The 25,713-nt window shown below is 71.3% G+C and carries 25 protein-coding genes and 2 riboswitches; of the genes, 6 read left to right on the forward strand and 19 right to left on the reverse strand.

Features of this window, described 5'->3' with window-relative positions; translation table 11 throughout:
- The coding region (locus JAN01S_RS10180) for a glycosyltransferase family 4 protein (protein WP_157075692.1) at positions 1–1,059 on the forward strand (1,059 nt) is incomplete at its 5' end.
- On the opposite strand, the gene JAN01S_RS10185 is transcribed toward JAN01S_RS10180, so the two are convergent.
- The 6 genes from JAN01S_RS10185 to JAN01S_RS10210 all read right to left on the reverse strand — a co-directional run bounded on the left by JAN01S_RS10185 (position 1,023) and on the right by JAN01S_RS10210 (position 7,824).
- Positions 1,023–2,138, reverse strand: a complete 1,116-nt coding sequence (locus tag JAN01S_RS10185; protein ID WP_068317540.1) for a glycosyltransferase family 4 protein — start codon at positions 2,136–2,138, stop codon at positions 1,023–1,025. The genes JAN01S_RS10180 and JAN01S_RS10185 overlap by 37 nt on opposite strands.
- Positions 2,135–2,677 carry an acyltransferase gene (locus JAN01S_RS17575; protein ID WP_068317543.1) on the reverse strand — a complete coding sequence of 181 codons (543 nt, stop codon included), beginning with the start codon at positions 2,675–2,677 and terminating at the stop codon, positions 2,135–2,137. Before JAN01S_RS17575 ends, JAN01S_RS10185 begins: the two co-directional genes overlap by 4 nt.
- A 1,317-nt stretch (positions 2,678–3,994) precedes the next feature.
- Complete coding sequence (locus JAN01S_RS16655; protein ID WP_157075693.1) at positions 3,995–5,410, reverse strand: lipopolysaccharide biosynthesis protein; 1,416 nt, start codon at positions 5,408–5,410, stop codon at positions 3,995–3,997.
- Positions 5,411–5,444: 34 nt separating this feature from the next.
- On the reverse strand, positions 5,445–6,206 hold the full coding sequence (locus tag JAN01S_RS10200) for a WecB/TagA/CpsF family glycosyltransferase (protein ID WP_169797209.1): 762 nt from the start codon (positions 6,204–6,206) through the stop codon (positions 5,445–5,447).
- 70 nt (positions 6,207–6,276) lie between these two features.
- Positions 6,277–6,885, reverse strand: coding sequence for a serine acetyltransferase (locus JAN01S_RS10205; protein ID WP_169797210.1), 609 nt, complete (start codon positions 6,883–6,885; stop codon positions 6,277–6,279).
- Between the two features lie 27 nt (positions 6,886–6,912).
- The gene (locus JAN01S_RS10210; protein ID WP_157075695.1) at positions 6,913–7,824 is read right to left on the reverse strand and encodes a beta propeller repeat protein; all 912 of its coding nucleotides are present in this window, start codon (positions 7,822–7,824) and stop codon (positions 6,913–6,915) included.
- Positions 7,825–8,045: 221 nt separating this feature from the next.
- Here JAN01S_RS10210 and JAN01S_RS10215 point away from each other — a divergent pair, with 221 nt between their 5' ends.
- Positions 8,046–9,374 (forward strand): acyltransferase family protein, encoded by a 1,329-nt coding sequence (locus JAN01S_RS10215; protein ID WP_068317561.1) that lies wholly within the window; start codon positions 8,046–8,048, stop codon positions 9,372–9,374.
- A gap of 82 nt (positions 9,375–9,456) precedes the next feature.
- On the forward strand, positions 9,457–10,452 hold the full coding sequence (locus tag JAN01S_RS10220; RefSeq protein ID WP_068317563.1) for a malate dehydrogenase: 996 nt from the start codon (positions 9,457–9,459) through the stop codon (positions 10,450–10,452).
- A 68-nt stretch (positions 10,453–10,520) separates the two neighbouring features.
- Here the strand turns inward: JAN01S_RS10220 and JAN01S_RS10225 are convergent, their stop codons facing one another.
- From JAN01S_RS10225 to JAN01S_RS10255, 7 genes are all read right to left on the reverse strand, one after another.
- The gene (locus JAN01S_RS10225; protein WP_068317565.1) at positions 10,521–11,120 is read right to left on the reverse strand and encodes a hypothetical protein; all 600 of its coding nucleotides are present in this window, start codon (positions 11,118–11,120) and stop codon (positions 10,521–10,523) included.
- A gap of 348 nt (positions 11,121–11,468) precedes the next feature.
- Complete coding sequence (locus JAN01S_RS10230; protein WP_084360165.1) at positions 11,469–11,798, reverse strand: DUF3017 domain-containing protein; 330 nt, start codon at positions 11,796–11,798, stop codon at positions 11,469–11,471.
- A complete protein-coding gene (locus JAN01S_RS10235) occupies positions 11,795–12,655 on the reverse strand; it encodes a bifunctional methylenetetrahydrofolate dehydrogenase/methenyltetrahydrofolate cyclohydrolase (RefSeq protein ID WP_068317567.1) in 861 nt (286 codons plus the stop codon). Before JAN01S_RS10235 ends, JAN01S_RS10230 begins: the two co-directional genes overlap by 4 nt.
- Positions 12,656–12,677: 22 nt before the next feature.
- Positions 12,678–14,276 carry a bifunctional phosphoribosylaminoimidazolecarboxamide formyltransferase/IMP cyclohydrolase gene (gene purH / locus JAN01S_RS10240; protein WP_068317570.1) on the reverse strand — a complete coding sequence of 533 codons (1,599 nt, stop codon included), beginning with the start codon at positions 14,274–14,276 and terminating at the stop codon, positions 12,678–12,680.
- A gap of 29 nt (positions 14,277–14,305) precedes the next feature.
- A riboswitch (ZMP/ZTP riboswitch) is annotated at positions 14,306–14,386 on the reverse strand.
- Between the two features lie 51 nt (positions 14,387–14,437).
- Positions 14,438–15,049 carry a phosphoribosylglycinamide formyltransferase gene (gene purN / locus JAN01S_RS10245; protein WP_068317572.1) on the reverse strand — a complete coding sequence of 204 codons (612 nt, stop codon included), beginning with the start codon at positions 15,047–15,049 and terminating at the stop codon, positions 14,438–14,440.
- 49 nt (positions 15,050–15,098) lie between these two features.
- Positions 15,099–15,794, reverse strand: a complete 696-nt coding sequence (locus JAN01S_RS10250; RefSeq protein WP_068317574.1) for a hypothetical protein — start codon at positions 15,792–15,794, stop codon at positions 15,099–15,101.
- A gap of 112 nt (positions 15,795–15,906) precedes the next feature.
- Positions 15,907–17,061, reverse strand: a complete 1,155-nt coding sequence (locus tag JAN01S_RS10255; RefSeq protein ID WP_244884815.1) for a cell division protein PerM — start codon at positions 17,059–17,061, stop codon at positions 15,907–15,909.
- A gap of 123 nt (positions 17,062–17,184) precedes the next feature.
- Here JAN01S_RS10255 and JAN01S_RS10260 point away from each other — a divergent pair, with 123 nt between their 5' ends.
- Together JAN01S_RS10260 and JAN01S_RS10265 are read left to right on the forward strand one after the other, a co-directional pair.
- Positions 17,185–17,691 carry an RNA polymerase sigma factor gene (locus tag JAN01S_RS10260; protein WP_068317580.1) on the forward strand — a complete coding sequence of 169 codons (507 nt, stop codon included), beginning with the start codon at positions 17,185–17,187 and terminating at the stop codon, positions 17,689–17,691.
- Complete coding sequence (locus JAN01S_RS10265; RefSeq protein ID WP_157075696.1) at positions 17,684–18,487, forward strand: hypothetical protein; 804 nt, start codon at positions 17,684–17,686, stop codon at positions 18,485–18,487. The genes JAN01S_RS10260 and JAN01S_RS10265 overlap by 8 nt, the downstream gene beginning before the upstream one ends.
- 140 nt (positions 18,488–18,627) lie before the next feature.
- Here JAN01S_RS10265 and ribH read toward each other — a convergent pair whose 3' ends face one another.
- The 6 genes from ribH to sucC all read right to left on the reverse strand — a co-directional run bounded on the left by ribH (position 18,628) and on the right by sucC (position 24,588).
- Positions 18,628–19,098 carry a 6,7-dimethyl-8-ribityllumazine synthase gene (gene ribH / locus JAN01S_RS10270; RefSeq protein ID WP_068317587.1) on the reverse strand — a complete coding sequence of 157 codons (471 nt, stop codon included), beginning with the start codon at positions 19,096–19,098 and terminating at the stop codon, positions 18,628–18,630.
- A complete protein-coding gene (locus JAN01S_RS10275; protein ID WP_068317591.1) occupies positions 19,095–20,339 on the reverse strand; it encodes a bifunctional 3,4-dihydroxy-2-butanone-4-phosphate synthase/GTP cyclohydrolase II in 1,245 nt (414 codons plus the stop codon). Before JAN01S_RS10275 ends, ribH begins: the two co-directional genes overlap by 4 nt.
- Positions 20,336–20,947: a riboflavin synthase gene (locus JAN01S_RS10280; RefSeq protein ID WP_068317594.1), complete on the reverse strand. Its 612-nt coding sequence runs from the start codon at positions 20,945–20,947 to the stop codon at positions 20,336–20,338. The genes JAN01S_RS10275 and JAN01S_RS10280 overlap by 4 nt, the downstream gene beginning before the upstream one ends.
- Positions 20,947–22,038, reverse strand: a complete 1,092-nt coding sequence (ribD, locus tag JAN01S_RS10285) for a bifunctional diaminohydroxyphosphoribosylaminopyrimidine deaminase/5-amino-6-(5-phosphoribosylamino)uracil reductase RibD (protein ID WP_068317597.1) — start codon at positions 22,036–22,038, stop codon at positions 20,947–20,949. The genes JAN01S_RS10280 and ribD overlap by 1 nt, the downstream gene beginning before the upstream one ends.
- A 140-nt stretch (positions 22,039–22,178) precedes the next feature.
- A riboswitch (FMN riboswitch) is annotated at positions 22,179–22,308 on the reverse strand.
- 189 nt (positions 22,309–22,497) lie between these two features.
- A complete protein-coding gene (gene sucD / locus JAN01S_RS10290) occupies positions 22,498–23,388 on the reverse strand; it encodes a succinate--CoA ligase subunit alpha (protein ID WP_068317606.1) in 891 nt (296 codons plus the stop codon).
- 18 nt (positions 23,389–23,406) lie between these two features.
- Positions 23,407–24,588 (reverse strand): ADP-forming succinate--CoA ligase subunit beta, encoded by a 1,182-nt coding sequence (gene sucC / locus JAN01S_RS10295; RefSeq protein WP_068317609.1) that lies wholly within the window; start codon positions 24,586–24,588, stop codon positions 23,407–23,409.
- A 177-nt stretch (positions 24,589–24,765) separates the two neighbouring features.
- Between sucC and JAN01S_RS10300 the strand changes: the two genes are divergently transcribed.
- Positions 24,766–25,692 (forward strand): lipase family alpha/beta hydrolase, encoded by a 927-nt coding sequence (locus JAN01S_RS10300; protein ID WP_244884814.1) that lies wholly within the window; start codon positions 24,766–24,768, stop codon positions 25,690–25,692.
- Positions 25,693–25,713 lie beyond the last annotated feature (21 nt).

Below are 25,713 nucleotides of genomic sequence, written 5' to 3' on the forward strand. Positions count from 1 at the left end.
TCCCCGCCGGTGGACGCGATCGGCGGGGTGGCTCAGCACACCCGTCTCGTGACGACGGGACTGCCGGACGCGCGGCCCTTCGACCAGTGGTGGCCGCTGTCTGTGCGCTCGCAGAGCCCCCTCGTCCGGCTGGGGATCCACCTCCTCGGACTGGCCCGCTGGACGGCAGCCCTGCTCGTGCACCGACCGGAGGTCGTCCACCTTCAGATGTCTGCACCTGGGGCGCGACGTGACCTGCTGTACCTCCGGATCGCACACGCCCTGCGACGCCCAGTCGTCGCGCACCTCCACACTTCCGGCTTCCTCGACGACGAGTCGCCCGACCAGGACGCCGACCGTGCCCTCGACGAGGCGTTGAGCCGCGCAGAGACGGTCCTCGTGATGTCTGAACCTGTCGCCGCTCACATCCGGGAGCGCCGTCCGCGACGGAGCGGCGTGGTGCGGGTGCTGCCGAACCCTGCGTCGAACGTCGACACCGCTGCGCCCGAGCGGGCCGCGCACGCAGACCCCGTCCGCGTTCTCACCGTAGGTGAGATCAACGAGCTCAAGCAGATGTCGGTCATCCTCAGCGAGGTGGAGGCACTGCGCTCGGAGAGGGTCGAGATCGAGTACCACGTCGTCGGTCCGTGGGGTCCCCTGCCGGATGCCGAGCGTCGCCACCTCGAGCACAGCGACGCGTGCGTGCTGCACGGCACACAGCGTGGGCCGGCACTCACGGAGCTCTACGACCGGGCAGACGTCTTCGTTCTCTTCTCCCGGAACGAGGCCGAGCCGCTCTCCCTCCTCGAGGCGATGGGCCGCGGGCTTCCCTGCATCGCGCCTGCGGTCGGCTCCATCCCGAGCCTGCTCGTCCCCGTCCCGGGGAACGTCGTCGTCCCGGCCGGTGATCGCTCCTCACTGCGGGAGGCGTTGCGACGGCTGGCCCAGGATCCACAGCTGCGTGGGGATGTGGGCGCCGCCAATGCTCGATGGGTCAGGGAACGCAGGTCACCGGCCGCCCATCTCGCTGAACTGACGACGATCTACGCGGACGCCCTGCGTCCCACCGTCGCCTCGTAGACCCCCACCGTCGTCCTGGCGATCGCGGGCCAGGACAGGTCACCGCATGAGGACTCCACGGCGCCCTGCTGGAGACCACGCCAGAGGTCCCCGTCTCGCACGACCCGACCCAGCGCGTCCTCGAGGGCCTCCTGGTCGTTCGGGGGGACGACCAGGCCGTTCACACCGTCGCGGACGACCATGGGCACCTCACCCACATCCGTCGCAAGGACCGGTCGACCACGGCCGAGGGCCAAGAGAGACACACCGCTCTGCGTGGCTTCCAGATAGGGCTGCACGACGATGCTGGCGCGGTCCACCTCGCGGAGCAGCTCCGTCCGGGTGAGGTACCCCTCGTGCAACGAGAGCGCGTCGCAGCGCTCGATACGCCGGCGCAGATCGTCCGTGAGGGCACTGCCGCGTCCAGCGACGCGTCCGTGGACGGAGACACCCTCTGCGCTGAGGTGCTCAATGGCGAGCACGAACGCGGGCAGATTCTTGTATTCCTCGATCCGTCCGAAGAACAACGCCCGTCCGGGTTCTGCGTCGGCGACCGGAGGATCCTGCACCGACGCCCCGAGGACACCGTGCGGGACCACCCAGGTGCGTCCGCTGAGCCGGGGCACCACCCGCTCGAGCTCGTCCTTCAACGAGTGTCCGTGGACGATCGCGGCATCGGCCAGACGACGCGTGGCCCACAGGTACGCACCGCCCCTGGACCTCTTCTGTCTCGCCGTGTCCTGCCCCATGTGAGGTACCGGGTCATGGACGGTGACCACCAGGGGGTACTGCCGCCTCAACAGCGGGAGGACCGCCACCTGGGAGTCTCGGACAGCCTCCTGGGCATGCACCACGTCAGGGTGGAAGCGCTGGATCGACCGGAGCATCTGCCTGGACGTCCTCAGGGCGGCAACGGGGTGAGCCCGGTGCTCGACGACCTCGACCTGCAGACGAGGACCGGGGCGCGGGACCTCGCCGAGCTCTCCTTCGAACGCCCCGCGTTCGACGACGAAGAGAACCTCGTGACCGGCGTCGACAAGCCCCTCGGCGAGAACACGCGTGTACTCGGCGAACCAATGGGCCAGAAGCGCGATCCTCACGCCGAGCGGTCCTCGGCCGCGTCACGGTAGCGGATGACCTTCGCAGGCACGCCGCCGACGACTGCGAGAGCTGGCACATCCTTGGCCATCACCGATCCGGCCGCGACGATTGCCCCCTTGCCGATCGTCACCCCCGGCAGGGTGATGCTTCGGGCTCCGATCCAGACGTCATCCTCGATCGTGACCGCCCGGGGCGCAGTGTCACCCTGTTCCCGCATGGGGATGTCTAGTCGTCCCGTCTCGTGGTTGCGTGTGTAGATGAGTGTCTCGGGTCCCATCATGACGTCGGCGCCGATGCTCAGCGGGCCCTGGACCTTGCAGTCGATGCCGATACCTGAGCGGTCTCCGGGTGAGATGCCTCGCCCCTGACCGAAGCTGGCCCCCTTCTCGACGTTGACGTCGGCGCCGGTGTGGTCGAAGAGCGACCGGACGAGCTGAGCGCGGAGGCGCCGGGCGCCGAAGGCCACTGGCGAGTAGGACTCCGGCAGCCGCGCTGCGACGCCGTAGTAGAGCAGCAGGGCGATCCTTCGCCGTAGCACGACTACCTCCTCATGACCCGGCTCCGGCCCTGGGGCCCTGACGTGACACCTGTGGAGACTATAGTTGCTCACGATGAACGAGCCGAACGAAGGGGCCTTCGAGGCGGACGCGGACGAGGTCCCCTCCGGTCCCCGTCAGATGGAGGCGATCGGTGGTCCCGGCGGCGGGATCATCTTCCTGGCTGCGGCGACCGTCCTCCTCTACGGGCTGCTCGGCAAGGTCATCGATGGGCGGACCGAGGTCACCGACTCGGTCGGACGGACCCACGTCTACGAGGGTGGCAACGTCGGAGCCACCGTCGCCCTGCTGTGCCTCTTCCTCGCGGCCATCGGGGGCCTGGCCCAGATCGTCAGCACCCGCCTGCCACGAGCGAGGGTCGGTTCTGCGTTCGGGTGGTGCCTCATCCTTCTCTTCGTCTGGTGGGCGTTCGTCGATTTCCTGCGTCGGGACGGGATCATGCCCTTGGTCCAGGGGCCGATCATCGGCTCGATCCTCCTGCTCGGCGTCCTCGTGAGTCCCCCCACCCTGCGGCTGCTCCCCGCGCTCAACGCGTTGCGCGACGTCATGGTGGCCGCTTCGATCGCCTTCAGCGTCCTCAGCCCCCAGTTCGGACAGGCCCCGTGCCGGGAGGACAAGTGTGGAACCTTCGGGACGCTGTGGACGGGCCTCTTCAGCAACGAGAACGCCGCCTCGTCGCAGCTCCTCCTCCTGACGCCCGCACTGGTCGTCGCAAGCCGGCCCCGATTCGTGCTCTCGACAGCACTCCTTGGCGTCTTCGTCCTGGGCACCGGGTCCCGGACGTCGATCGCAGCGCTCGCGATCGCCACGTGTCTCATCGTCCTCGTCCGGATCCGTGCCGGGAACCGCACCGGGGACATCAGCGCGGCCCCGCTCGCGGTTCGGGCCATCCCGTTCCTCGCGCTCCTCGCCAGCCTGCTCGTCTTCCTCACGATCGGACAGGGTGAGCTCACAGGACGCGGCACCATCTACGAGTTCGTCAGGTCCAAGCTCGTCCACGGGGTCGACCTCGTCCTCGGGCCCGGACCGGATGCCATGGAAGGGGTCCTTGGCGGGTTCGTGGTGAGCGAGCACGGCCAGGCGCCCTACCTGCTCGTCAACCTCGGCATCCCCGGTCTGGTGATCTTCGGTCTCGCGATGGCGGCGCTCATGACCGTGGGTCGATGGAGCCTCGCACGCAGCGTCGGGCTCATCATGATGATCACCGCAGCCTCGCGTTTCGTCACCGAGGTGGGCATGCCCCTCAACCCACGGACGATGGAGTTCGTCGCCCTCCTGACCGCCGCGGGTTTCTTCGCCTACCGTCGAGCAGGCAGCAGCGCCGAACCCCCTGCGAGCGAGGCGACGACGAGCGAGACCAGTGCAGCCACGACGAAGCCGGAGGAGCCCCTCCATGCCTCGACGGCGGCTGACCCGAGTGCCAGCAGCGCCAGGAGCAGCGGCACTCTCAGGTGAGCGATGACGAACCGCGTCCAGCTGGGTGCGCCTAGCGCCCGGGCCACGAGTCGGAGGTGGCTCGCCGCGTAGAAAAACGACCCGACGAGGCACGCTGCCGCGACGGCGGCCGTCGACCCCGTCTGCGACGCCACCAGCCACGCGAGCGCCACCTTGAGCACGATCGCGATGAGGGTCATCCGTGGCAGTCTCCGGTGGAGGCCGACGGCAAGGAGCGCGGAGTTGCTCGCCGTCGCGACCCCGACCGCGGAGGCTCCGGCGCAGACGATGGCGACGACCGGGAGCGCGGCGAGATAGTCGGTGAGGTAGAGGTGGGCCACCACTGCGAGTCCGAGCCAGGACAGCGGCACCACGACGGCGAACGCCGCCTCGACCACCCGCATGACGCGCGTGACGGAGGGCGTCATCTCGTCGATCCGACCGTCGCGCTCGTAGGCCTCGATGGTCTGCGGGTGTGCCGCTGCCGCGGCACCGTCGCTGAGCGCGACGACCGCGTTCGCCGCGAGCATCGCGATGCCGTACAGGCCGAGCGCTGTCGTCCCGAGCGTCGCCCCGACGACGAGCTGCTCGGCGTTGACGAGGAGAAAGGCGGTCACGAGGAGGAGCCATACCGGGACGCCCGCAGGCAACAGCGCCCGGAAGGCGCCCACCCGCGGAGTGACGAGAGCCTTGACATCACATCGAGGGGCACTCACCAGGACGGGCGGGAGGTAGCTCAGCGCCATCGCTCCCAAGGCGCCGACCAGTCCGAACCTCCACGCCGCAAGCGGCACGAGGGTGACCCACACGAGCACCTGGCTCAGCTGGGCCACCATGGCGTGGCGGAAGTCGCCGGTGACTCTCAGCCAGCCGCGAGCGGAAAACCACGTGGACTGCAGGAGACCGGCCAGGGCCACGAACCCCAGGACGACTGCTGCCGTCGATTGCCCCAGAGCCCATGCGAGGAGCGCACCTGAGGTCAGCAACCCCGCCAGGGCGAGTGCGGGCACGAGTCGCGCTCCCGCCATCGCCCGGAGCTGTTCGAGGGCCGCCTGCTGATCGCCACGCCCCCTGGCCCCGGACGCGTGCTGCTGACCTACCACTCCGGTACCCACGTCGACGTACGTCGTGAAGTTGGTCAGGACGTTCGTGAGATTGAGGATCCCGAAGTCCGCGGGCCGGAGCAGTCCGGCAACCACGACGGTCCGCAGCGCCTGCCCCACGACCATGGAGTAGTTGCCGAGTGTGGATGTCGAGATCCCTTGGGCACCGAGCTTCACGGGCGTGGTGTCATGGCCGCGACGAGGCCCCGTGTCATGCCCGAAGACGGCCGAGCCGCTGCTTGAGGACGAGGGCGATGAATCGCGTGTTCCCGAAGACGTATCGCCGCCAGAGTCGCCCTGGCTCTCGCATGAGCCGATGCAGCCACTCCAGGCCCGCCCGCTGCATCCACCTCGGGGCCCGCGAGATGGCTCCGGCCAAGACGTCGAACGACCCTCCGATACCGACGACGAGACAGTCGCCGAGCAGCTCCCGCTGCTGGTCGAAGAACTCTTCCTTCATAGGGCTCGGCAGACCCAGGAAAGCGATCCGGGCACCGGAATCGGCGATGGTGCGCGCCGCCTGCGCCTCCACACCCCTGATGTAGCCGTCTCGGAAACCAGCGACGACCAGATGGGGGTGCCGCTCCTGCAGCACCTGTGTAGCGCGCTCGATCGTCTCTGCCCTCGCTCCGAGGAAGTACACCGGCCAGCTACGGCTAGCGGCCAGCTCAAGGATCGGGTCGACGAGATCGATGCCCGTGACGCGCCCTGGCAGACGTCGTCCGAGGATCTGCGAGGCCCACACGACGGACATCCCATCCGCATTGACCAGGTCCGCCTCCGCCAGGGTTCGCGCGAACGACGGGTCGTCCTGCGCCTCGACGATCTTCGAGGCGTTCACCCCGGCGGCATGACGAGGCCCGCCGAGCTCAACGAGCTCCGCGCACCGCCGGATCGTCGCATCTGCGCCGAGAGGGTCAACACCGACCCCTGCAATCGCGACGCGAGCGGGTCGAACATCCCCGTCTGACATGGTGAATCTCCCTTCAGGTGGCCGCACCACATCCAGCGGGTCACGCCGTCGATTGGCCATCGCCAGCGTGTCACACAGTCTTCTCGCCCAGCGACGGAGCCCCAGGCTGGTTCAGCAGACGCATACCTGCCCCCACCGCCACGGCCCCGGGCGGGACGTCTTTCACCACGGTCGTATTCGCCCCGATCCGAGCGCCGTCGCCGATCGTCACCCCGCCGGCGACGATCGCGCCCGCTGAGATCGTCACGTCATCGCCGATGACCGGCGCCCCCCGGTCGTAGACGTGCCCGATGGTCACCTGCTGGTTGATCCAGCAGTTGCGGCCGATCTTCCGCGCCCCGATGGTCGTCGCGAAGCCGTGCTGGATGAAAAGACCGGGACCGATCTCGTCCGCCCGGACGAACAGCGTCCGCTCCCCCGGGTAGAACCGTCGGACGAGGTGCGAGAGGGCCTTGAACACCGTGCTCGTGCGGTCGAGCCGGTAGTAGAAGACGTTGCGGAACTCGTGGGTGCGGTGCCCGAAGAGACGCACGAGGCCACCCTCTGTGCTCGTCGAACCCCAGCTGAATACCTCGAACCACCGCGCCACATCTGCGTCGATGAGCGCTTGGGTCCCCGGCGGGCAGAGCCGGTACAGGACGACCACGGGCCACCGGAGGAGGAGACGCAGCACGAGCATGCTCATCACCCTAGTCGCGGACGCGCATCAGCCCTCGGTCGCAGTCCAGGCCTGGAGATCCTCGCTCGCGGAGGTGGAGCGGTTCGACGACACCCAACCACCCTCCTCGGCGACCGCGACGGCGGCCGGTGCGGACACCCCTTCGACGCATGCCGTCTCGCTCCCGAGGTCGAGCGACTCGCCGAGGTCGCCGGCCCTGACGCCGACCCCCTCGCAGCCGTCAGACGTCAGGAGCACCGCGACCTGGTCGTCCCGGACGGCCAGGCTCACCGCGCCGTCGACGTCACCGGCGTCGGCCCAGGTCTGGCCGGCGTCTGCGGTGCGACGGACCGACCCGTCGTCGCAGAGGACGAGGGCGAGCTGACCGTCGGCGGCGCTGAGAGCCACGGCGTCGCCTGCCGCGCAGGCCTTCGCGGAACGGCCGCCCGGGACGAGGACCTCGGGCCCTGCCTCCGGCCACAGACCCCACGTCGCCGTCGCCGGTCCGGGTCCGCTGAAGGTCGCCCCGCCGTCCGCCGTCGTGAGGACCGCCGGCTCGCAGTCGTCGTCGGCGACGACCGCGAAGCCCTGCTGCTCGCTCGTCATCCGCACGCGCAGGACGCTCCTCGCCCGCACCTCGGTAGCCTCCCACGTCGCGCCGCCGTCATCGGTGCGCTCGACCTCGGCGGTCGTCGGGCCGTCCGTCGTGCACGGGGCATAGGCGGAACGAAGGGCATGGGAGGCGCTCGCCGCGTCAAGGAGGACCGTCGACGCCTGGCTCTCCGGCGACGGGGCCGGGGTCGGGCTCGAGGTGGACGAGGTCGCGCTCGTCGTCTGCGCCGGGCGCTGGGGCCGGGCGGTGTCGCTCTCGCCTCCGACGAGCCCGAGCGCCCACGCCACGAGGAGGATGTCCGCCAGGACCATGGCGATCAGCCCCGCCACTCCCCACCGTGTGCTCATCCGTCTCTCCTCGTCCCTGCTCACCGGTCGGCCGCAGGCTGCGTCGAAGGCTATCGCCCGCGACGCCGCAGGCCGCGCCCCCGCGCCGAGGGCCGGCAGATCGTGCGGGCGACGCAGCGTTTGGGCACACTGGTCTCGCGTCATACAGGGCACCTGCGGTGCCCCCTCGACACAGCTGTCGGACGACCACCTCACCCTCGACCTGCAGGAGCAGATCACTCATGCGGACCCCCAAGCTCGCCCACCGCCTCGGTGCCGAGGCCCTCGGCACCTTCTGGCTCGTCCTCGGCGGCTGCGGCAGCGCGATCTTCGCCGCGCAGCACATGGCGGACGGCGCCGACACCGGTCTCGGCATTGGCTTCGTCGGCGTCTCGCTCGCCTTCGGTCTGACCGTCCTGACTATGGCGTACGCCGTCGGCCACGTCTCCGGCGGCCACTTCAACCCGGCCGTGACGATCGGCGCTGCGGTTGCCATGCGATTCGCCTGGAAGGACGTCCCGCCTACATCGGGACCCAGGTCGTCGCCGGCCTGCTCGCGCGCCGTCACCCCGCCCGGGCGTCGACGCGACCCCGATGTCGAGTCGCTCCGGGGACTCGCGATCATCCTCATGGTGGCCGGTCACGTCATCGGCTCGACAGCCGCCGTCGGGCTCCGGGTCCCCGACGACTCGGCATGGCGCTGGTCGTACCTCCTCCTCGAGGATGTCCGGATGCCCCTCTTCACCCTCATCTCCGGGTACGTCTACGCCCTGCGCCGTCCCCGGACCTCCGAGGAGGGGACGAGCGTCATGCGCGCGAAGGTGCGCCGGGTCCTCGTGCCGATGGTCTTCGTCGGCGCAGTCTTCGTCCTCGTGCAGAGCCAGGTCCCTGGGGTCAACGGCGAGGCTCCGAGCTATCTGCGAGAGATGGTCCAGGCACAGACCTATCTCTGGTTCCTCCAGGCGATCTTCCTCATCTTCGCCGTGGTGACAGTCATGGACCTCACCGGCGCCCTGCGTACGACTGGTCGATGGATCACCACGACGGGAGTGGCCGCGGTCCTCTTCGTCCTCGTCGAGGTCCCGGCGGAGCTCGCCTACTTCAGCGTCAACGGCGCGACCCGTCTCCTGCCGTTCTTCCTCGTCGGGTACGGACTGGTCCGCTACCCGCACGTCCTCACGACGCGGGTCGTCGGGGTGAGCCTCGCGGTCGCGCTCGGGGCGTACGCCGTCACGGTGGGCCACCACCTCGGCGCCATCCAGCTGACCGACATGCCGCACCGGGCCGTCCGTGTCCTCGTCGGCGTCGGCAGCCTCCTCGCCCTCTGGCAGGTCAAGCGCGTCCTGCGGGCCCGATGGCTCATCTGGCTCGGCGGGTACTCCTACGCCATCTACCTCTGGCACGTCTTCGGGTCCGCAGGGTCACGGATCGTCGCCGGTCGCCTCGGTCTCGAGGCGCATGGCGCGCTCTTCCCCCTCGGTCTCCTCGCCGGTCTCCTCCTGCCCGTCGCCCTGGCGTGGGTCCTGCGGCGGCACCGGGTACCCCGGCTCCTCTTCCTCGGCGAGAAGTGATCCGGACCGGCCAGACGCGCCCTGCGGCGGAGGACTAGAGTCGAAGGGCACCCGCTAACCAACGACGAAGGGTAGACACCCCGTGAGCACCACGCCCGTCAAGGTCGCCGTCACCGGCGCCGCCGGCCAGATCGGCTACAGCCTTCTCTTCCGAATCGCCAGCGGTTCGCTCTTCGGCCCGGACACCCCGGTCGAGCTGCGTCTGCTCGAGATCACCCCCGCGCTCAAGGCACTCGAGGGCGTCGTCATGGAGCTCGACGACTGCGCCTTCCCGACGCTGGCGAAGGTCGAGATCGGCGACGACCCCAACGTCGTCTTCGACGGCGTCAACCACGCCCTGCTCGTCGGCGCCCGCCCTCGCGGCCCCGGCATGGAGCGCGGTGACCTCCTCGAGGCCAACGGCGGCATCTTCGCCCCGCAGGGCGCAGCCCTCAACAAGGTCGCCGCCGACGACATCCGCGTCACCGTCACCGGCAACCCAGCCAACACCAACGCCCTCATCGCGATGAGCAACGCCCCCGACATCCCCAAGGAGCGCTTCTCCGCGCTGACCCGCCTCGACCACAACCGGGCGATCAGCCAGCTCTCCGCCAAGCTCGGCGTGCCGGTCACCGAGATCAAGAAGATGACGATCTGGGGCAACCACTCCGCCACCCAGTACCCCGACCTCTTCAACGCCGAGGTCGGTGGCAAGAACGCGGCAGAGGCCGTCGGCGACCAGGAGTGGCTGGAGGGCACCTTCATCCCGACCGTCGCCAAGCGCGGCGCCGCGATCATCGAGGCGCGCGGCGCCTCCTCGGCCGCCTCCGCCGCGAGCGCGACCGTCGACCACGCCCGCGACTGGACCCTGGGCACCCCGGAGGGTGACTGGGTCTCGATGTCCGTCGTCTCCGACGGCTCCTACGGCGTGCCGGAGGGCCTCATCTCCTCCTTCCCCGTCACCGTCTCCGGTGGAGAGTGGAGCATCGTCCAGGGACTCGACGTCAACGACTTCTCCCGCTCGAAGATCGACGCCTCGGTCGCCGAGCTCGAGGAGGAGCGCGACGCCGTCACCAAGCTCGGCCTCATCAAGGGCTGACGCCCCGCTCCGCACGTCGAAGGGCGCCCCACCGATCGGGGTGGGGCGCCCTTCGTCCGTGTTGCGCGTCAGTGCCGGCGTGCGGCGCCGCGGGTGCGGACGACCGCGGCAGCTCCGGCGGTCCCGACGAGCCCGGCGATGCCGAGGGCGGTGAGCATGGCACCCGTGTCGCCGCCGAGAGGGCCACCGTCGGTCTGCACGACGCCCGGGGTCTGCGGCCCGCCGGGGGTGGTGGTCGCGACCGGCGTCGTCGAGGTGGAGGTCGACGTGGTCTCGGACGGCTCGGTCGGCTCCGTGGTCTCGGACGGCTCGGTCGGCTCCTCGCCCGTGCAGTAGATGACGTGCGAGATGTCCTTGCCGTTCTCGTGCGTCTCGTAGGTCTCGCCCTGCTCCGGGTTCATGATGACCTGGTTCTGGTCGTCGCCCGCGCCGGCCTTGATGATGATGGCGATGTAGTTCCCGTCGACGGTGTAGGGCCCCTCGGAGTCGCGCTTGTCGCACTCGACGTCGACGTAGCCCCCGTTCTCCTCCTGCGCGAAGTACGCCTCCCAGTACTCGGGCTGGTTGGGTCCGGGCGCCGGGGCCGCGAGTGCGGCGCCGGCGCTGATCGCCATGAAGCCGGCGGCCGTCCCGGCGCTCATCAGGAGCCGTTGCGTGGTGTGTCGCATGACAGGTGCTTCCCTTCCCCCAAGGCGGGCGTCTCCCGCCTCCGGATCACCGCTGGCTAGCGGTGTGGTCGTGCCAGCCAGTTCCCCTGCTGGTACAGATGGCCACGACTCTTGGAAATCTACTCAGACCTGAAGGGCTGCACAAGATGTCCTGACCATTTCTTGGGATACGCAGGGCGAAGGGGTGCGAGCGCCAACGAGCCACGAAGGGCGTTGTCCTGTGACTCTGCCGTTGCTCCGTACTCTGAACCGGCGATGGGGCGGCACAGAGTACGGAGCAACGGCAGAGGCGCGAGCGCCAGCGAGCCAAGGACGCCCCCGCCCCTCGTCACACGGGTGTGGTCGAGGTCAGCGCGCCGTCAGGTCGAGGGTGAACCCGGAGACGAGGACGGCGACGCCTAGGACGACGAGCAGCACCACGTCGACGAGCGGACCGCGCACCGCGATCCCGCCGGCCCGCGATCCCGGCAGGGCGAGCCGCAGCACCGCGGCGAGCAGCAGGGACGCCCCGAGCGTCAGAGTGGCCCGGAGCATGTGGTCGGTCAGGACGAAGAGCAGCCCGACGACGAGCGCGCCGAAGATGAGCCACCACGCGGCCAGGGGCCGCGCGTCGAGGGCGGGGCGGACCGACGCGGAGGCAGCACCCTCCACGTCCTGACCGTCGCCCTGCTCGCTCATGCCAGGCTGCGCTCGGCGGCCTCGACGACATTGGTCAGCAGCATCGCCCGGGTCATCGGGCCGACCCCGCCGGGGTTGGGGCTGACCCACCCGGCAACCTCGGCCACGTCGGCCGCGACGTCGCCGGCGACCTTGGACCGGCCGTCCTCGGCGACGATCCGGCTGACGCCCACGTCGAGCACGGCGGCACCCGCCTTGATCATGTCCTTGGTGATGATGCCCGGCACACCGGCGGCGGCCACGACGATGTCGGCCTGACGCACCTCGGCAGCCAGGTCACGCGTACCGGTGTGGCACAGGACGACCGTCGCGTTCTCGCTGCGGCGGGTGAGGATCAGACCGAGCGGGCGACCCACGGTGATCCCGCGCCCGACGATCGCGACGCGGGCGCCGGCGATCGGCACGTCATGGCGACGTAGCAGCTCGATGCACCCCATCGGGGTGCACGGCAGCGGCGCCGGCTCGCCGAGGACGAGCCAGCCGAGGTTGGTCGGGTGCAGTCCGTCGACGTCCTTGAGCGGGTCGACGGCGGAGAGGATCCGGTTCTCGTCCAGACCGGTCGGCTGCTGCACGAGGAACCCGGTGCACGCCGGGTCCTCGTTGAGCTCGCGCACGACCTCGAGGACCTCCTCGAGGCTGGAGCTGGCCGGCAGGTCACGACGGATGCTCGTGACGCCGATCTCGGCGCAGTCCTTGTGCTTGGCGCCGACGTACCACCGGCTGCCCGGGTCGTCACCGACGAGCACCGTACCGAGCCCGGGCGTCACGCCTCGCTCCTTGAGCGCGGCCACCCGTCCCCGCAGCTCCTCCTTGATGGAGACGAGCGCGGCCTTGCCGTCGAGGATCTGTGCAGTCATCAGGCGGGGTCCTTTCGGGGGCTCAGTGCGCGAAGTGGCGGGTGCCGGTGAAGTACATCGTGATGCCGGCCGCCTCGGCGGCCGCGACGACCTCGTCGTCACGCACGGACCCGCCGGGGGCGACGACGGCCGAGACGCCCGCGTCGAGCAGGACCTGCAGGCCGTCGGCGAAGGGGAAGAAGGCATCGGAGGCAGCCACGGCCCCCTCCGCCCGGCCCTGCCCGGCCCGGCTCACCGCGAGGTGGCAGGAGTCGACCCGGTTGACCTGCCCCATGCCGATACCGACGGAGCCGAGGTCCTTGGCCAGGAGTATCGCGTTGGACTTCGTGGCGCGCACGGCCCGCCAGGCGAAGGCGAGGTCGGCGAGCGTGGCCTCGTCGGCGGCCTCGCCGGTGACCAGGGTCCACGCGCTCGGGTCGTCACCATGGCCCTGCGTCGGCTTGTCGTCGGCACCCGCCGCGACGACCGCGTCGATCGCGTCGCGCTGCTGCACGAGCAGACCGCCGGAGATCGGTCGGGTCTCGACGCCACCGGGGGCGGGGGTCGCGACCTTGAGCAGGCGGCGGTTCTTCTTCTCCCGCAGGATCGTCAGGGCATCCTCGTCGTAGTCCGGCGCGACGACGACCTCGGAGAAGGTGTCGTTGAGTGCGGTCGCCATCGCCGCGGTGACCGGTCGGTTGCTGGCGACGATGCCGCCGTAGGCGGAGACGGGGTCACAGGCGTGGGCGCGCTCGTAGGCGGCCTCGATGCTCTCGCCCACCGCGATCCCGCACGGGTTGGCGTGCTTGATGATCGCGACGGTCGGCTGGTCGCCGTGGTCGTGCGCGGCGCGCAGCGCTGCGTCGGCGTCGATGTAGTTGTTGTACGACATCTCCTTGCCGTGCAGTTGCTCGGCCTGCGCCAAACCGGCGGCCCCGTCGGAGACGTAGAGCGCGGCGGACTGGTGGGGGTTCTCGCCGTAGCGCAGTCCGGACTTCTTGGTCCAGGTGCCGCCGACCCAGCCGGGGAAGGGGGTCTCGTCGCTCGGGCTGACGACCGAACCCATCCACGAGGCGACCGCGACGTCGTACGTGGCGGTGTGGACGAATGCCTCGGCAGCCAGGCGCTGGCGCTGGGCCAGGGTGAAGCCGCCGCCGCGCACGGTCTCGAGCACCTCGCCGTAGCTGCTCGGGTCGGTGACGATCGCGACGGACGCGTGGTTCTTGGCCGCGGCACGCACCATCGTCGGGCCGCCGATGTCGATCTTCTCGATGCAGTCCTGGACGCCGGCGCCGGAGGCGACCGTGTCGGCGAAGGGGTAGAGGTTCACCACGACGAGGTCGAAGGGGGCGACCTCCAGCTCCTCGAGCTGGCGGACGTGGTCCTCGAGCCGGGTGTCGGCGAGGATCCCCGCGTGGACCCGCGGGTGCAGGGTCTTGACGCGGCCGTCGAGGCACTCGGGGAAGCCGGTCAGGTCCTCGACCTTGGTCACCGGCAGGCCGAGTCCGGCGATGGTCGCGGCGGAGCCGCCGGTGGAGACGAGCTCGACGCCGGCGTCGGCGAGGCCACGGACGAGGTCCTCGAGGCCGGTCTTGTCGTAGACGGAGACGAGCGCACGGCGGACGGGACGGCGGTCTGACACGAGTACTCCTGGGATCGCTGCGATGCGGATGGGTGCACCCAGGCGGGCGATGCACCGCGACTTCGTCACTCCCCGGTGGTGATCCACCTTCGCCAGTCGTGTGGGGCCGAGTCTACGGGCGTGCGGCCCGTCCGCGTGCATCCGCCCGGGCGGGTGCGCGCTCAGGCGGGGCCGACGCGCACCCGGCGGCCCTCGACGCGCCAGCCACCGGTGGCCATGGCCGTGACGACGTCGACGAGCATCTCCCGCTCGACGACCTTGATCCGCTCGTGGAGGGTCTCCTCGGTGTCGTCGTCAGCGACGGTGACCGTGCGCTGCTCGATGATCGGCCCGGTGTCGACGCCGGAGTCGACGAGGTGGGCGGTCGACCCGGTGACGCGCACCCCGTAGGCCAGCGCGTCGCGCACGCCGTGCGCGCCGGGGAAGGCGGGCAGCAGCGCCGGGTGCGTGTTGAGGAAGGTGGCCGAGGCGAGCGCCTGCGGCCCCAGGATCCGCATGAAGCCGGCGGTGACGACGAGGTCGGGTGCGTGCTCGACGATCCGGGCCGCGAGCGCCTCGTCCCAGGCGCCGCGGTCGGGGTGCTCGGCGACCGGCACGACGAAGGTGGGGACGCCAGCGCTCTGCGCCCGCGCGACCCCCGTGCAGTCCGCCCGGTCGGTCCCCACGGCCACGACCTGCGCCGGTACCCGACCGGCCGCCACCGCGTCGAGCAGGGCCTGCAGGAGGCTCCCGGAGCCGGAGACGAGGACGACGAGGCGAAGGGGGGAGCTCACCCGGCGAGTGTAGGTCCCCCTTCGTGCCTCCGGCCGCGGCCGGTCGAGGTCACCAGACGTCGTACGCGGAGTCGTTGAGGGTGAATCCGTGCTCACCGACGGTGCACGTCATGCCGCTCCTCCTGCTCTCGCACAGGAGGGTGGAGATGCCCAGGCTCTTGCCGTACGGCAGGGCGACCTCGCCCTGGGGGCTGGTGCCGTGGGCCGGCTCCCACCACATGGCCGAGTCCGCGGCGTCCGCCACTGGGGTGCCCTGGACCACGTCGCTCACGCAGTTGAGCCGTCCGCCCGAGGCGTCGACGTAGAGGCTGGTGCCGAGGTCGAATTCGCAATCCTCCTCGGCCTGCTCGGGCACGTCGAGGACCGCGCCCCGCAGGTCGCACCGGACCCACTCCTCCCGGCCGCTCGCCGAGTACGTGCAGGCGATCTTGCCGCTGGGCGAGGCGAAGCTGGCCTGCGAGGTCTTGTGGCCGAGGTTGGGCAGTCGGTCACCGCTGGCCGGCCCCTGCGTCGACGACGTCGGGCTCGGGGCAGTCGCCGTGTGGGCACTCGTCGTGGCCGACGCGGTGGTGGTCGTCGGCGACCCCGACTCGGTCGTCGGCGACGTGACCGTCACGGTCGTGTCCCCGGATCCGGCGCTCTCGGACCCGTCGGATCCGCCGCACGCGGCCAGGGCGAGCGTCAGGGCCGACGCGGCGACGCCGGTCGCGATGGAGCGGGCGGATCGGGTGGTGCGGCGCTGCATGGTGGTGTCCTGTTCGTTGCGAGCGACCCCCTGTCGCTCTCCCACTGCTGACAACGTGTCACGCGGCACCTTGGTTGTCACGGAACGACAACGGCTGCGTGGCCACTCGGGGTCAGCGGCGCAGGACCCACCAGTCGCGCGCGGCCGCGGCGAAGGCGCCCAGGGCGAGCTCGGCGACGAGCACGAGCCCGAGCAGCGGCGCCGGCGCCCCGAGGTGGGACAGACGCAGCGCCCCGAGGGAACCTCCGGCGAGGGCGTCGAGGAGCGCGACGGCCAGCGCGGCGACGAGCACCGCAGCGGCCACGGCCGCCAGCTTGGCCTGGGTCGCGGCGAGTCGCGGCACGTAGTCCAGAGCCTCTCGCCCGATCCACACGCCGGCGGCCACGGGCAGCAGGACGAGCAGGTGGGTGACCCACATCAGGTCACCCGGCTGCGGCTGGGCCGCGAGCACGGGCACCATCGGCATCAGCCCGGCCTCGGCCCCCGACCACGTCGTCATGGCGCCGCCGGTCGTCGAGAACCCGGGCCCGGCGGCGAAGGAGAGCGCCCAGATGCCCAGGTTGGGCAGCAGGGCCACCTGGACGAGCACGAGGAGGAGCCCGCCGAAGAACCCGGCGTCGAGGGCGGACTGGATGTGCGCGACCCGACCGATGTGCGCCACGGTGGCGACGAGGACGAGGACGGAGCCGAGCGCGACGAGCAGTGCCGCTCCCTTCGCCCCCGGGACGAGGCCGCGCCGCACCGCGAGCGGAGCCCGCGCCCACTGCTCGGTCACCTGCTCGGGCAGGCCGTGCGCCCACGCCAGGCCGACGGCCGGGACGACGAGCAGCGGCAGCAGCAGGCTGATCAGGGTCGGGGCGGCGGGCGACAGCAGGCCGAGCAGTGCCGCGAGGAGCGCGACGGCGGCGTACCCACCGAGCCAGGCGCTCTGCTCGCGCAGGCTCGGCTCGTCGGGCAGCCCGCGGCGGGACCCGACGCGCGCGAGGACGACGAGCAGGAGGGTGCCGAGCAGCGGAGTGAGCGCCACGGTGCCCTCCCCCGCGTGCAGCCGGGCACCGCCGAGGACGAGCCACAGCAGGCTGCCAGAGCCGAGGGCCTCACCGAATCCGGCGGATGCGCGCGGGACGGCCATCGCCGCGAGGACACCGAGGAGCACGACGCCGAGCCAGCCGGCGCCCGCCGTGAGGGCACCGGTCGCCGCAGCCCGCACCTCGGGCGGTCTGCGGGTACCGTCGTCACCGGTCGCGGCCGACCGGATGAGCTCCATCACCGTCACGTGCCCCATCGTCACCGACGAAGGGGGAACAGTGGTGGAGGCCAGCCGAGGTCACGAAAAGATTTCGGGTCGGAGGGCAACCCATCAGCCCCCGCGGACGTCTGGAGGGGTGACATGAAGGGAGGCGACGCATCCGCGGAGTCCGAGTTCGACGACTTCTACCGCTCCACGGCGCAGCGCGTCGTGCACCTGGTGTACGCCTCCACGGGCGACCTCGAGCTGGCCAGGGACGCCACCCAGGAGGCCTTCGCACGGGCGTGGCAGCGGTGGGACCAGGTCCGTGCCACGGACGAGCCGGGCGCCTGGGTCAGGACGGTGGCCCGACGGATCGCGATCTCGGCATGGCGCAAGGACACCAATCGACTCAAGGCGATGGAGCGGCACGGCGAGCCATCCCCACCCGGGGGGCCCACCGTGGACCGAGTGGCCGTCGTGGCTGCCCTGCGCACCCTGGGACCCGAGGTGCGCGAGACCCTCGCGCTGCACTACCTCGCCGACCTGTCGGTCGACGAGATCTCCCGTCAGACCGGCGCCCCGCCGGGGACGATCAAGGCGCGTCTGCACCGCGGACGAGCGCAGCTGGCCAAGCAACTCACCGACAAGGAGGCCCACGATGACTGACCGTCAACCCACCGTGCCGTGGGACCCCGAGGACGACGAGCTGGTCCGCGCTGCCCTCATGTCGCTCATGGACGACGTGTCCACGCAGCCCCTCCCCGAGCCGGCCGCCGTCCGGGCCCGGGCCGAGGGAGCGGCCGACGCCTCCGGTGGCCAGGTCGTCGAGCTGCGGCGTCGGCGCCGCCGCTCCTTCGCGCTCCTCGCCGGTGTCGCCGCGGCCGCGCTCATCGCGACCGGCACGGGCCTGCTGCTCCAGGGACGCGACGACGTCGCTCCCCCGGCGGCGACCTCCACCGACTCCGCCGGCGAACCGACGATGCAGATGCTCGACTCCGACGAGTGGTCCGCCGCCCTGGGCCTGGAGGTCACGAGCACGCTCGGCACATCCGAGCCCGACGGCCAGTGCTTCCAGACCCCGCAGTCAGATGCCTGGGACCGGCGGGTCTCGACCCTCGACGACGGCCGCGTCGTCGCCGGACAGTGGATCGGCACGGCCGACGGGGCCACCGATGCCCCGACCGAGGCCATCGACCAGGCCGTCAGCCAGTGCGAGCAGACCTACCGGGTGACCCAGCGGGTGACCGAGGACCTGCCGGGCCGGGCCCGCTTCCGCTCCTGGCACGCGCGCGGGCCCGAGGGCACCACCTACTGGTGGGTGGAGGCGACCCGTGGTGCGTCGACGTCCTACCTCACGGTCGCGGAGCTCGACGGCATGACCTACACCTCCGAGGAGATGCGCCAGGTCGCCCAGGCGGCGCTCGGCGACCAGGAGCTGGCCGAACAGCGCAACGCGCCCTGAGCCCTCGGTTCACCTCGTGCGGACATGACAGCGCCGACCCGGGAGCAGGGGGGATCGACCGGGTCGGCGCTGCAGCGCAACACTAGACCCGTGGGCCGGGCGCGTCACCACCGCTGCGGGTCCGGAAACAGTGGCGTGCGTCACGCCCGGAGCCGACGCAGCAGGACCGCCGTCGACAGCGCCGCCTCGGTCGCCTCGCGTCCCTTGTCCTCGCGGGACCCGGGCAGGCCGGCGCGGGCGATCGCCTGCTCCTCGTCGTCACAGGTCAGCAGCCCGAAGCCGATGGGCGTCCCGGAGTCGAGCGCCACCCGGGAGAGCCCGTCGGTGGCGGCCGCGCACACGTACTCGAAGTGCGGAGTGCCGCCCCGGATGATCACGCCCAGCGCGATGACCGCGTCGTGGGTGCGCGCGAGCTCCGCCGCGACCACCGGCAGCTCGAAGCTACCGGCCACGCGCACCACCCTCGGCTCGATGCCGACCTCCTCGAGGGCCGCCTCGGCGCCGCCCACGAGGCCGTCCATGACCTCGGTGTGCCAGCTCGAGGCGACGACCGCCACCGTGAGGCCCTCGGCCCCGTCGATCTCGATCGCCGGCGCTCCCTGACCGCTCATCGCGTGCTCCCTTCGTCGGTGTCCGGCAGCCACGGCAGGTCGTGGCCCATCCGGTCGCGCTTGGTGCGCAGGTAGTGCAGGTTGTCGCTCGTCACGCTCGGCGGCAGCGGGACGCGCCCGGCCACCTCGACGCCGAGGGCCGTGAGGGCCTCGACCTTGGCCGGGTTGTTGCTCAGCAGCTGAACGCGATCCACCCCGAGGTCGCGCAGGACCTGCGCGGCGTGCGTGTAGTCGCGGGCGTCGACGGGCAGCCCGAGGTCGGCGTTGGCGTCGACCGTGTCGGCTCCGCCGTCCTGCGCGGCGTAGGCCCGCAGCTTGTCGACCAGGCCGATGCCGCGCCCTTCGTGCCCGCGGACGTAGACGATGACGCCGGCGCCGGCCGCGACGACGGTCGCCTGGGCCGCGTCGAGCTGGGGCCCGCAGTCGCACCGCAGCGAGCCGAAGACGTCACCCGTCAGGCACTCGCTGTGCACGCGCACGAGCGGCGTCCCCGCGCCCAGGTCGCCGTGGACGAGGGCGATGTGCTCGGACCCGTCGACGCCGCTGCGGTAGCCGTGGGCGGTGAACTCCCCGTGCGCGGTCGGCAGCCGCGTGGAGACGACCCGCTCGACGAGTGACTCGGAGCGGCGGCGCAGGTCCGCGAGGTCGGCGATGCTCACCAGCGGCCACCCGCGCTCGTCCGCCAGCTGCCGCAGCTGCGGCAGGCGCGACATCGAGCCGTCGTCCTCGACGACCTCGCAGATGACGCCGGCCGGGGCGCGACCGGCGAGCCGGCACAGGTCGACCGCCGCCTCGGTGTGGCCCCGCCGCGCGAGCACCCCGCCGTCACGGGCCCGCAGGGGGAAGACGTGCCCCGGCCGGGCCAGGTCACCGCGCCCGGTCGCCGGGTCGGCGAGCAGCCGGGCGGTGATCGCGCGGTCGGCCGCGCTGATGCCCGTGCTGACGCCCTCGCGCGCGTCGACCGAGACCGAGTACGCGGTCCCCTTGGAGTCCTCGTTGATCGCTGTCATCGGCGGCAGCGCCAGCCGGTCGAGCTCGGCGCCGGTCATCGCGACGCAGATGACGCCGCTGCCGAGCCGCACGGTCAGCCCCATCAGCTCGTCGGTCGCGGCATCGGCGGCGAAGATGATGTCGCCCTCGTTCTCCCGGTCGGCGTCGTCGACGACGAGCACCGGGCCACCCGCGGCGATCGCCTCGATCGCGGTCTCGATCGGATCGAGCAGGGTCTCGTCGTGGGTCATCGCGGGTCCTTCGGGTCGAGCGCGAGCATGCGCTGCACGTACTTGCCGAGGATGTCCACCTCGACGTTGACCCGGTCACCGACGCCCTTGCGGCCCAGGGTCGTCAGCTCCATGGTCGTGGGGATGAGGGCGACCTCGACGTGGTCGTCGCCGGCCACGGTGAGGGTCAGGCTCACGCCGTCGAGGCAGATCGAGCCCTTTTCGACGACGAAGGGGGCCAGCGCCGGGTCGATCGCCAGCCGCACCTCCTCCCATCGGTCGCCGGGACGACGCTCGACGATCGTCGCGGTGCCGTCGACGTGTCCCTGGACGAGGTGGCCGTCGAGGCGGGCGCCGAGCACCATGGCGCGCTCGAGGTTGACCGCGTCGCCGACGGCGAGGTCGCCGAGGACGGTGCGCCGCAGGCTCTCCGCCATGACGTCGAAGGTGACGACTCCCCCCTTCGCCCCGTGGTCGGTGACGGTCAGACAGGCGCCGTTGACGGCGATCGACGCGCCGTGCGCCGGGTCGGCCGTCGTGACCTCGCCGCGGATAGTGATCCGGCTGGAGTCCGCGCCGGGCTCGATGGCGACCACCTCCCCGAGCTCCTCGATGATCCCGGTGAACATCAGCGCTCCCTCCTCACGGTGGCGGTGACGGCGATGTCGTCGCCGAGGCGCACGACGTCGGTGGTGGTGAGGCGCAGGGCCTCGGTGATGGTCGTGATGCCGGCGTCGCCGAGCACCGGCGCGCCGGCCCCCAGCAGTGCCGGCGCGATGTGGGCGACGACCTCGTCGACGAGGTCGGCCGCGATGCAGGACGCGGCCAGGCGGGCCCCGCCCTCGAGCAGGACCGAGCGCACCCCGCGCTCGTGCAGGCCCGCGAGCGCGGCGGCGAGGTCGAGCCCGTCCGGGCCGGCGGGCACGGCCAGCACGTCGACGCCGGCGCCGGTGAGCCGCTGCGCGTCGGTGCCCCCGGCCACGACGACGAGGGTGGGCGCGGCGTCGTCGAGGACGCGGGCGGTCAGGGGCAGCTCAGCTCGACGGTCGAGGACGACGCGCAGCGGCTGGGTCGCGCCCTCGATGCCCCGGGCGGCGAGGTGGGGGTCGTCCGCCCGCAGGGTCCCCCCGCCGACGAGGACGGCGTCGCGCTCGGCCCGCAGGGCGTGGACGGCGGCGCGGGCGTCGGGTCCGGTGATCCAGCGGCTCGTCCCGTCGGCCGCCGCGGTGCGCCCGTCGAGAGTGCTCGCGAGCTTCCACGTGACGAAGGGGCGCCCGGTCGCCATGGCGTGGAGCCAGGCCCGGTTGACGTGCGCGGCGGCCTCACGGCCGACGCCCTCGATGACCTCGAGGCCGTGCTCGCGCAGCAGGTCCGCTCCCCCGCCCGCGGTCGCGGTGGGGTCGGGGACGCCGACGACCACTCGGTCGACGCCGGCCTCGAGGAGCGCGCTCGTGCACGGTCCGGTGCGCCCGGTGTGCCGGCAGGGCTCGAGGGTGACGACGGCGGTCCCACCGCGCGCCCGCTCCCCCGCCGCGGCCAGCGCGACGACCTCCGCGTGCGGCCCACCGGCCCGCTCGTGCCACCCTTCGCCCGCGATGCGGCCGTCGGCGTCGAGGACGACGCAGCCGACGACGGGGTTGGGCGAGGTGCGTCCGAGGCCGCGTGCCGCCAGCTCGACGGCACGGGTCATCGCGCTCTCGATGGTGACCGGCTGCTGCATCTGCCCTCTCCGTGGTCCACGCGGACCACGGGGGCGAAGGGAGGCACACCCGTCGGGTGTGACGGCGCGCGCTGGTCATCGGGTGCTCCGATGACGTCGTACCGACGACGGGCGACCCGACGCACGGTACGACCGCGGCGCCGCGTGCTGCCTCCCATCCGGACTTTCACCGTCGGTGCTGGAGTTCCACCAGCTCGGCCCGGCCTCGAGAGGACGGGTTCGCGGACTGTCACCGCCGGCTCGGAATTACACCGACCCCGGAGCACGCGTACGACGTTGACTTCGTACGGGTTCAGGATACCCACGGCGCCTCCGGCACGACACGTGGTGTCCCTCACCGTGGAGCCTCTGCGCGCATCCGCCCGGGGACATGCGCGGCGTCGGGGGCTGCGGGACCACAGGCGAAGGGGGGCGATGACCACTTGGTCATCGCCCCCCTTCGTCAGGACTGCGGGTGCCTTACTTGGCCAGGCCCTGCATGATCTCGCGCATGAGGTCGGCGGTCTCGGACGGCGTCTTGCCGACCTTGACCCCGGCGGCCTCGAGGGCCTCCTTCTTCGCGGCCGCGGTACCGGAGGAGCCGGAGACGATGGCGCCGGCGTGGCCCATGGTCTTGCCCTCCGGGGCGGTGAAGCCCGCGACGTAGCCGACGACCGGCTTGGTCACGTTGTCCTTGATGTAGGCCGCCGCGCGCTCCTCGGCGTCGCCGCCGATCTCGCCGATCATGACGATCGCGTCGGTCTCGGGGTCGTTCTCGAAGGCCTCGAGGCAGTCGATGTGCGTGGTGCCGATGATCGGGTCGCCACCGATGCCGACGCCGGTGGAGAAGCCGAACTCACGCAGCTCGTACATCATCTGGTAGGTCAGCGTGCCCGACTTGGACACCAGACCGATGCGGCCGGCGCCGGCGATGCTCGCCGGGATGATGCCGGCGTTGGACTGACCGGGGCTGATCAGACCCGGGCAGTTGGGGCCGATGATCCGCGTGGACTTGCCCTTGGAGTAGTTGTAGAACTCCGCGGTGTCCTTGACGGCGATGCCCTCGGTGATGACGACGGCCAGGCCGATGCCGGCGTCGATGGCCTCGATGACGGCCGACTTGGCGAAGGCCGGCGGGACGAAGATGACGGACACGTCGGCGCCCGTCTCCTGCATCGCGTCGGCGACGGAGCCGAAGACGGGGACGGACTGGCCGCTCGGGAAGTCGACGCTCTGGCCGGCCTTCTTGGGGTTGACGCCACCGACGATGTTGGTGCCGGCAGCGAGCATGAGGGTGGTGTGCTTCATGCCCTCGGAGCCGGTCATGCCCTGGACGATGACCTTGGAGTCAGCGGTGAGGAAAATTGCCATGTCTGTTCTCTACGTCCTTTACTTGGCGGCCAGCTCGGCGGCCTTGCGGGCGGCGCCGTCCATGGTGTCCTCGATGGTCACCAGCGGGTGGTTGAACTCGGCGAGGATGCGACGCCCCTCCTCGACGGCGTTGCCGTCGAGACGTACGACGAGCGGCTTGGTCGCGCCGTCGCCGAGGGTCTTGAGGGCGCCGACGATGCCGTTGGCGACCGCGTCGCACGCGGTGATGCCGCCGAAGACGTTGACGAAGACGGACTTGACCTGCTCGTCGCCGAGGATGACGTCGAGGCCGTTGGCCATGACCTCGGCCGAGGCACCGCCACCGATGTCGAGGAAGTTGGCCGGCTTGGCCTTGCCGCCGGTGAAGTCCTCACCCGCGTAGGCGACGACGTCGAGGGTGCTCATGACGAGCCCGGCGCCGTTGCCGATGATGCCGACGTTGCCGTCGAGCTTGACGTAGTTGAGGCCCTTGTCCTTGGCCTTGGCCTCGAGCGGGTCCGCGGCGCCCTTGTCCTCGAGCTCGGCGTGACCGGGCTGGCGGAAGTCGGCGTTGCCGTCGAGGGTGACCTTGCCGTCGAGCGCGACGATCTCGCCCTGCTCGGTCTTGACGAGGGGGTTGACCTCGACGAGCGTGGCGTCCTCGTCGCGGTAGACGACCCAGAGGGTCTTGAGGACGTCGGCGATCTTTCCCTTGTCCGCGTCGTCGAAGCCGGCGGCGTCGACGATCTCCTGCGCCTTGGCGTCGTCGATGCCGACGTTGGGGTCGACCTCGATGCGGGCCAAGGCCTCGGGGCGCTCCACCGCGAGCTGCTCGATGTCCATGCCGCCCTCCTTGGAGCACATGGCGAGGTAGCTGCGGTTGGCGCGGTCGAGCAGGATCGAGAAGTAGTACTCCTCGGCGATCTGCGCGCCCTGGGCGATCATGACCTTGTGGACCGTGTGGCCCTTGATGTCCATGCCGAGGATCTGCTCGGCCAGGGACTCGGCCTCCTCTGCCGACTTGGCGACCTTGACGCCGCCGGCCTTGCCGCGGCCACCCGTCTTGACCTGGGCCTTGACGACGGTGACACCGCCGCTCTTCTGGCCGATCGACTCGGCGGCCGCTCGGGCCTCCGCGGGGGTGGTGGCAACGGCGCCGGCAAGAACCGGGACGCCGTGCTTCTCGAACACGTCGCGTGCTTGGTACTCGAAGAGATCCACGAGGGTGATTCCGTCCTCTGCTGTGGTAACGGGGTGCGGGTCGAGACTAGCCGCCGAGCGAAGGGTGAGCACGCCCGGTCCGTGTGGCGTGCATCCCCGGGGGTCGTTGAACCGTTGATCACGGAGTCGTCACGGCCCCTCCCCTTCGCCCCTCGACGGGGTTACCCTCGAGTCACCATGGCCTCGACAACGCACCCGGTGAGCGACGCTGCCACCCTGAGCGGCCCGATGAACACGTCGGGCGGCCTGCGGGCGGGCGTGTGCGACCAGCTGCGGCAGATGGCCACCGTCCAGGCCGCGGTCTTCGCCGCCGTCGAGGTCGTCTGGGCGACCACGCACATCTCCCTCTACCCCTTCGGCGCCCGGGCACCGCGCCGTGGTGGACCGCGCCACGGATACCGCATCGAGCACCTCAGCCCGGTGCAGCGCGGCATGCTCGTCAACGCGGTCACCGAGGTCGGCACGCCGATCCTGTTGCTGCACGGCTTCGCCGACAACCACTCGATCTTCACGCTGCTGCGTCGCGGCCTGCTGCGTCGCGGGTTCAGTCGGGTCTTCGCCATGAACTACTCGGTGCGCACCAAGGACGTGCGCACAGCAGCGGCGCAGCTGGCGGAGGAGATCGAGGCGATCGTCGAGGAGACCGGCTTCGAGCGGATCCACATCGTGGCCCACAGCCTCGGTGGGGTCGTGGCCCGGTACTACGTCACCCGTCTCGGTGGTGACGAGCGCATCCACACCCTCGTCACCCTGGGCTCGCCGCACTACGGCACGCTCCTGGCCCACCTCCTGCCGACCTCGCTGACCCGGCAGCTGCGTCCGGGCAGCGGCCTGATGCAGGAGCTCAACCAGCCGGCCCCCGGGTGCCGCACCCGGGTCATCACGTTCTGGTCCGACACCGACGAGGCGGTCCTGCCGGCGGTGAGCGGCTCGCTCCATCAGGAGGGCGTCGAGACGACCAACATCCGCCTGCGCGGCATCGGCCACCTCTCGCTGCCGATCCTGCCGAGCGTCGTGCACCAGATCGCGACTCGCCTGACGCAGCTCGACAGCGAGGGCACCCCGACGGCGTCGGTCACCGACATCAGCACGCGCACGGCCTGAGCGGTCTCGCACCGCAGACCT

This window comes from Janibacter anophelis NBRC 107843, from assembly GCF_001570945.1.
GTDB lineage: Bacteria > Actinomycetota > Actinomycetes > Actinomycetales > Dermatophilaceae > Janibacter > Janibacter anophelis.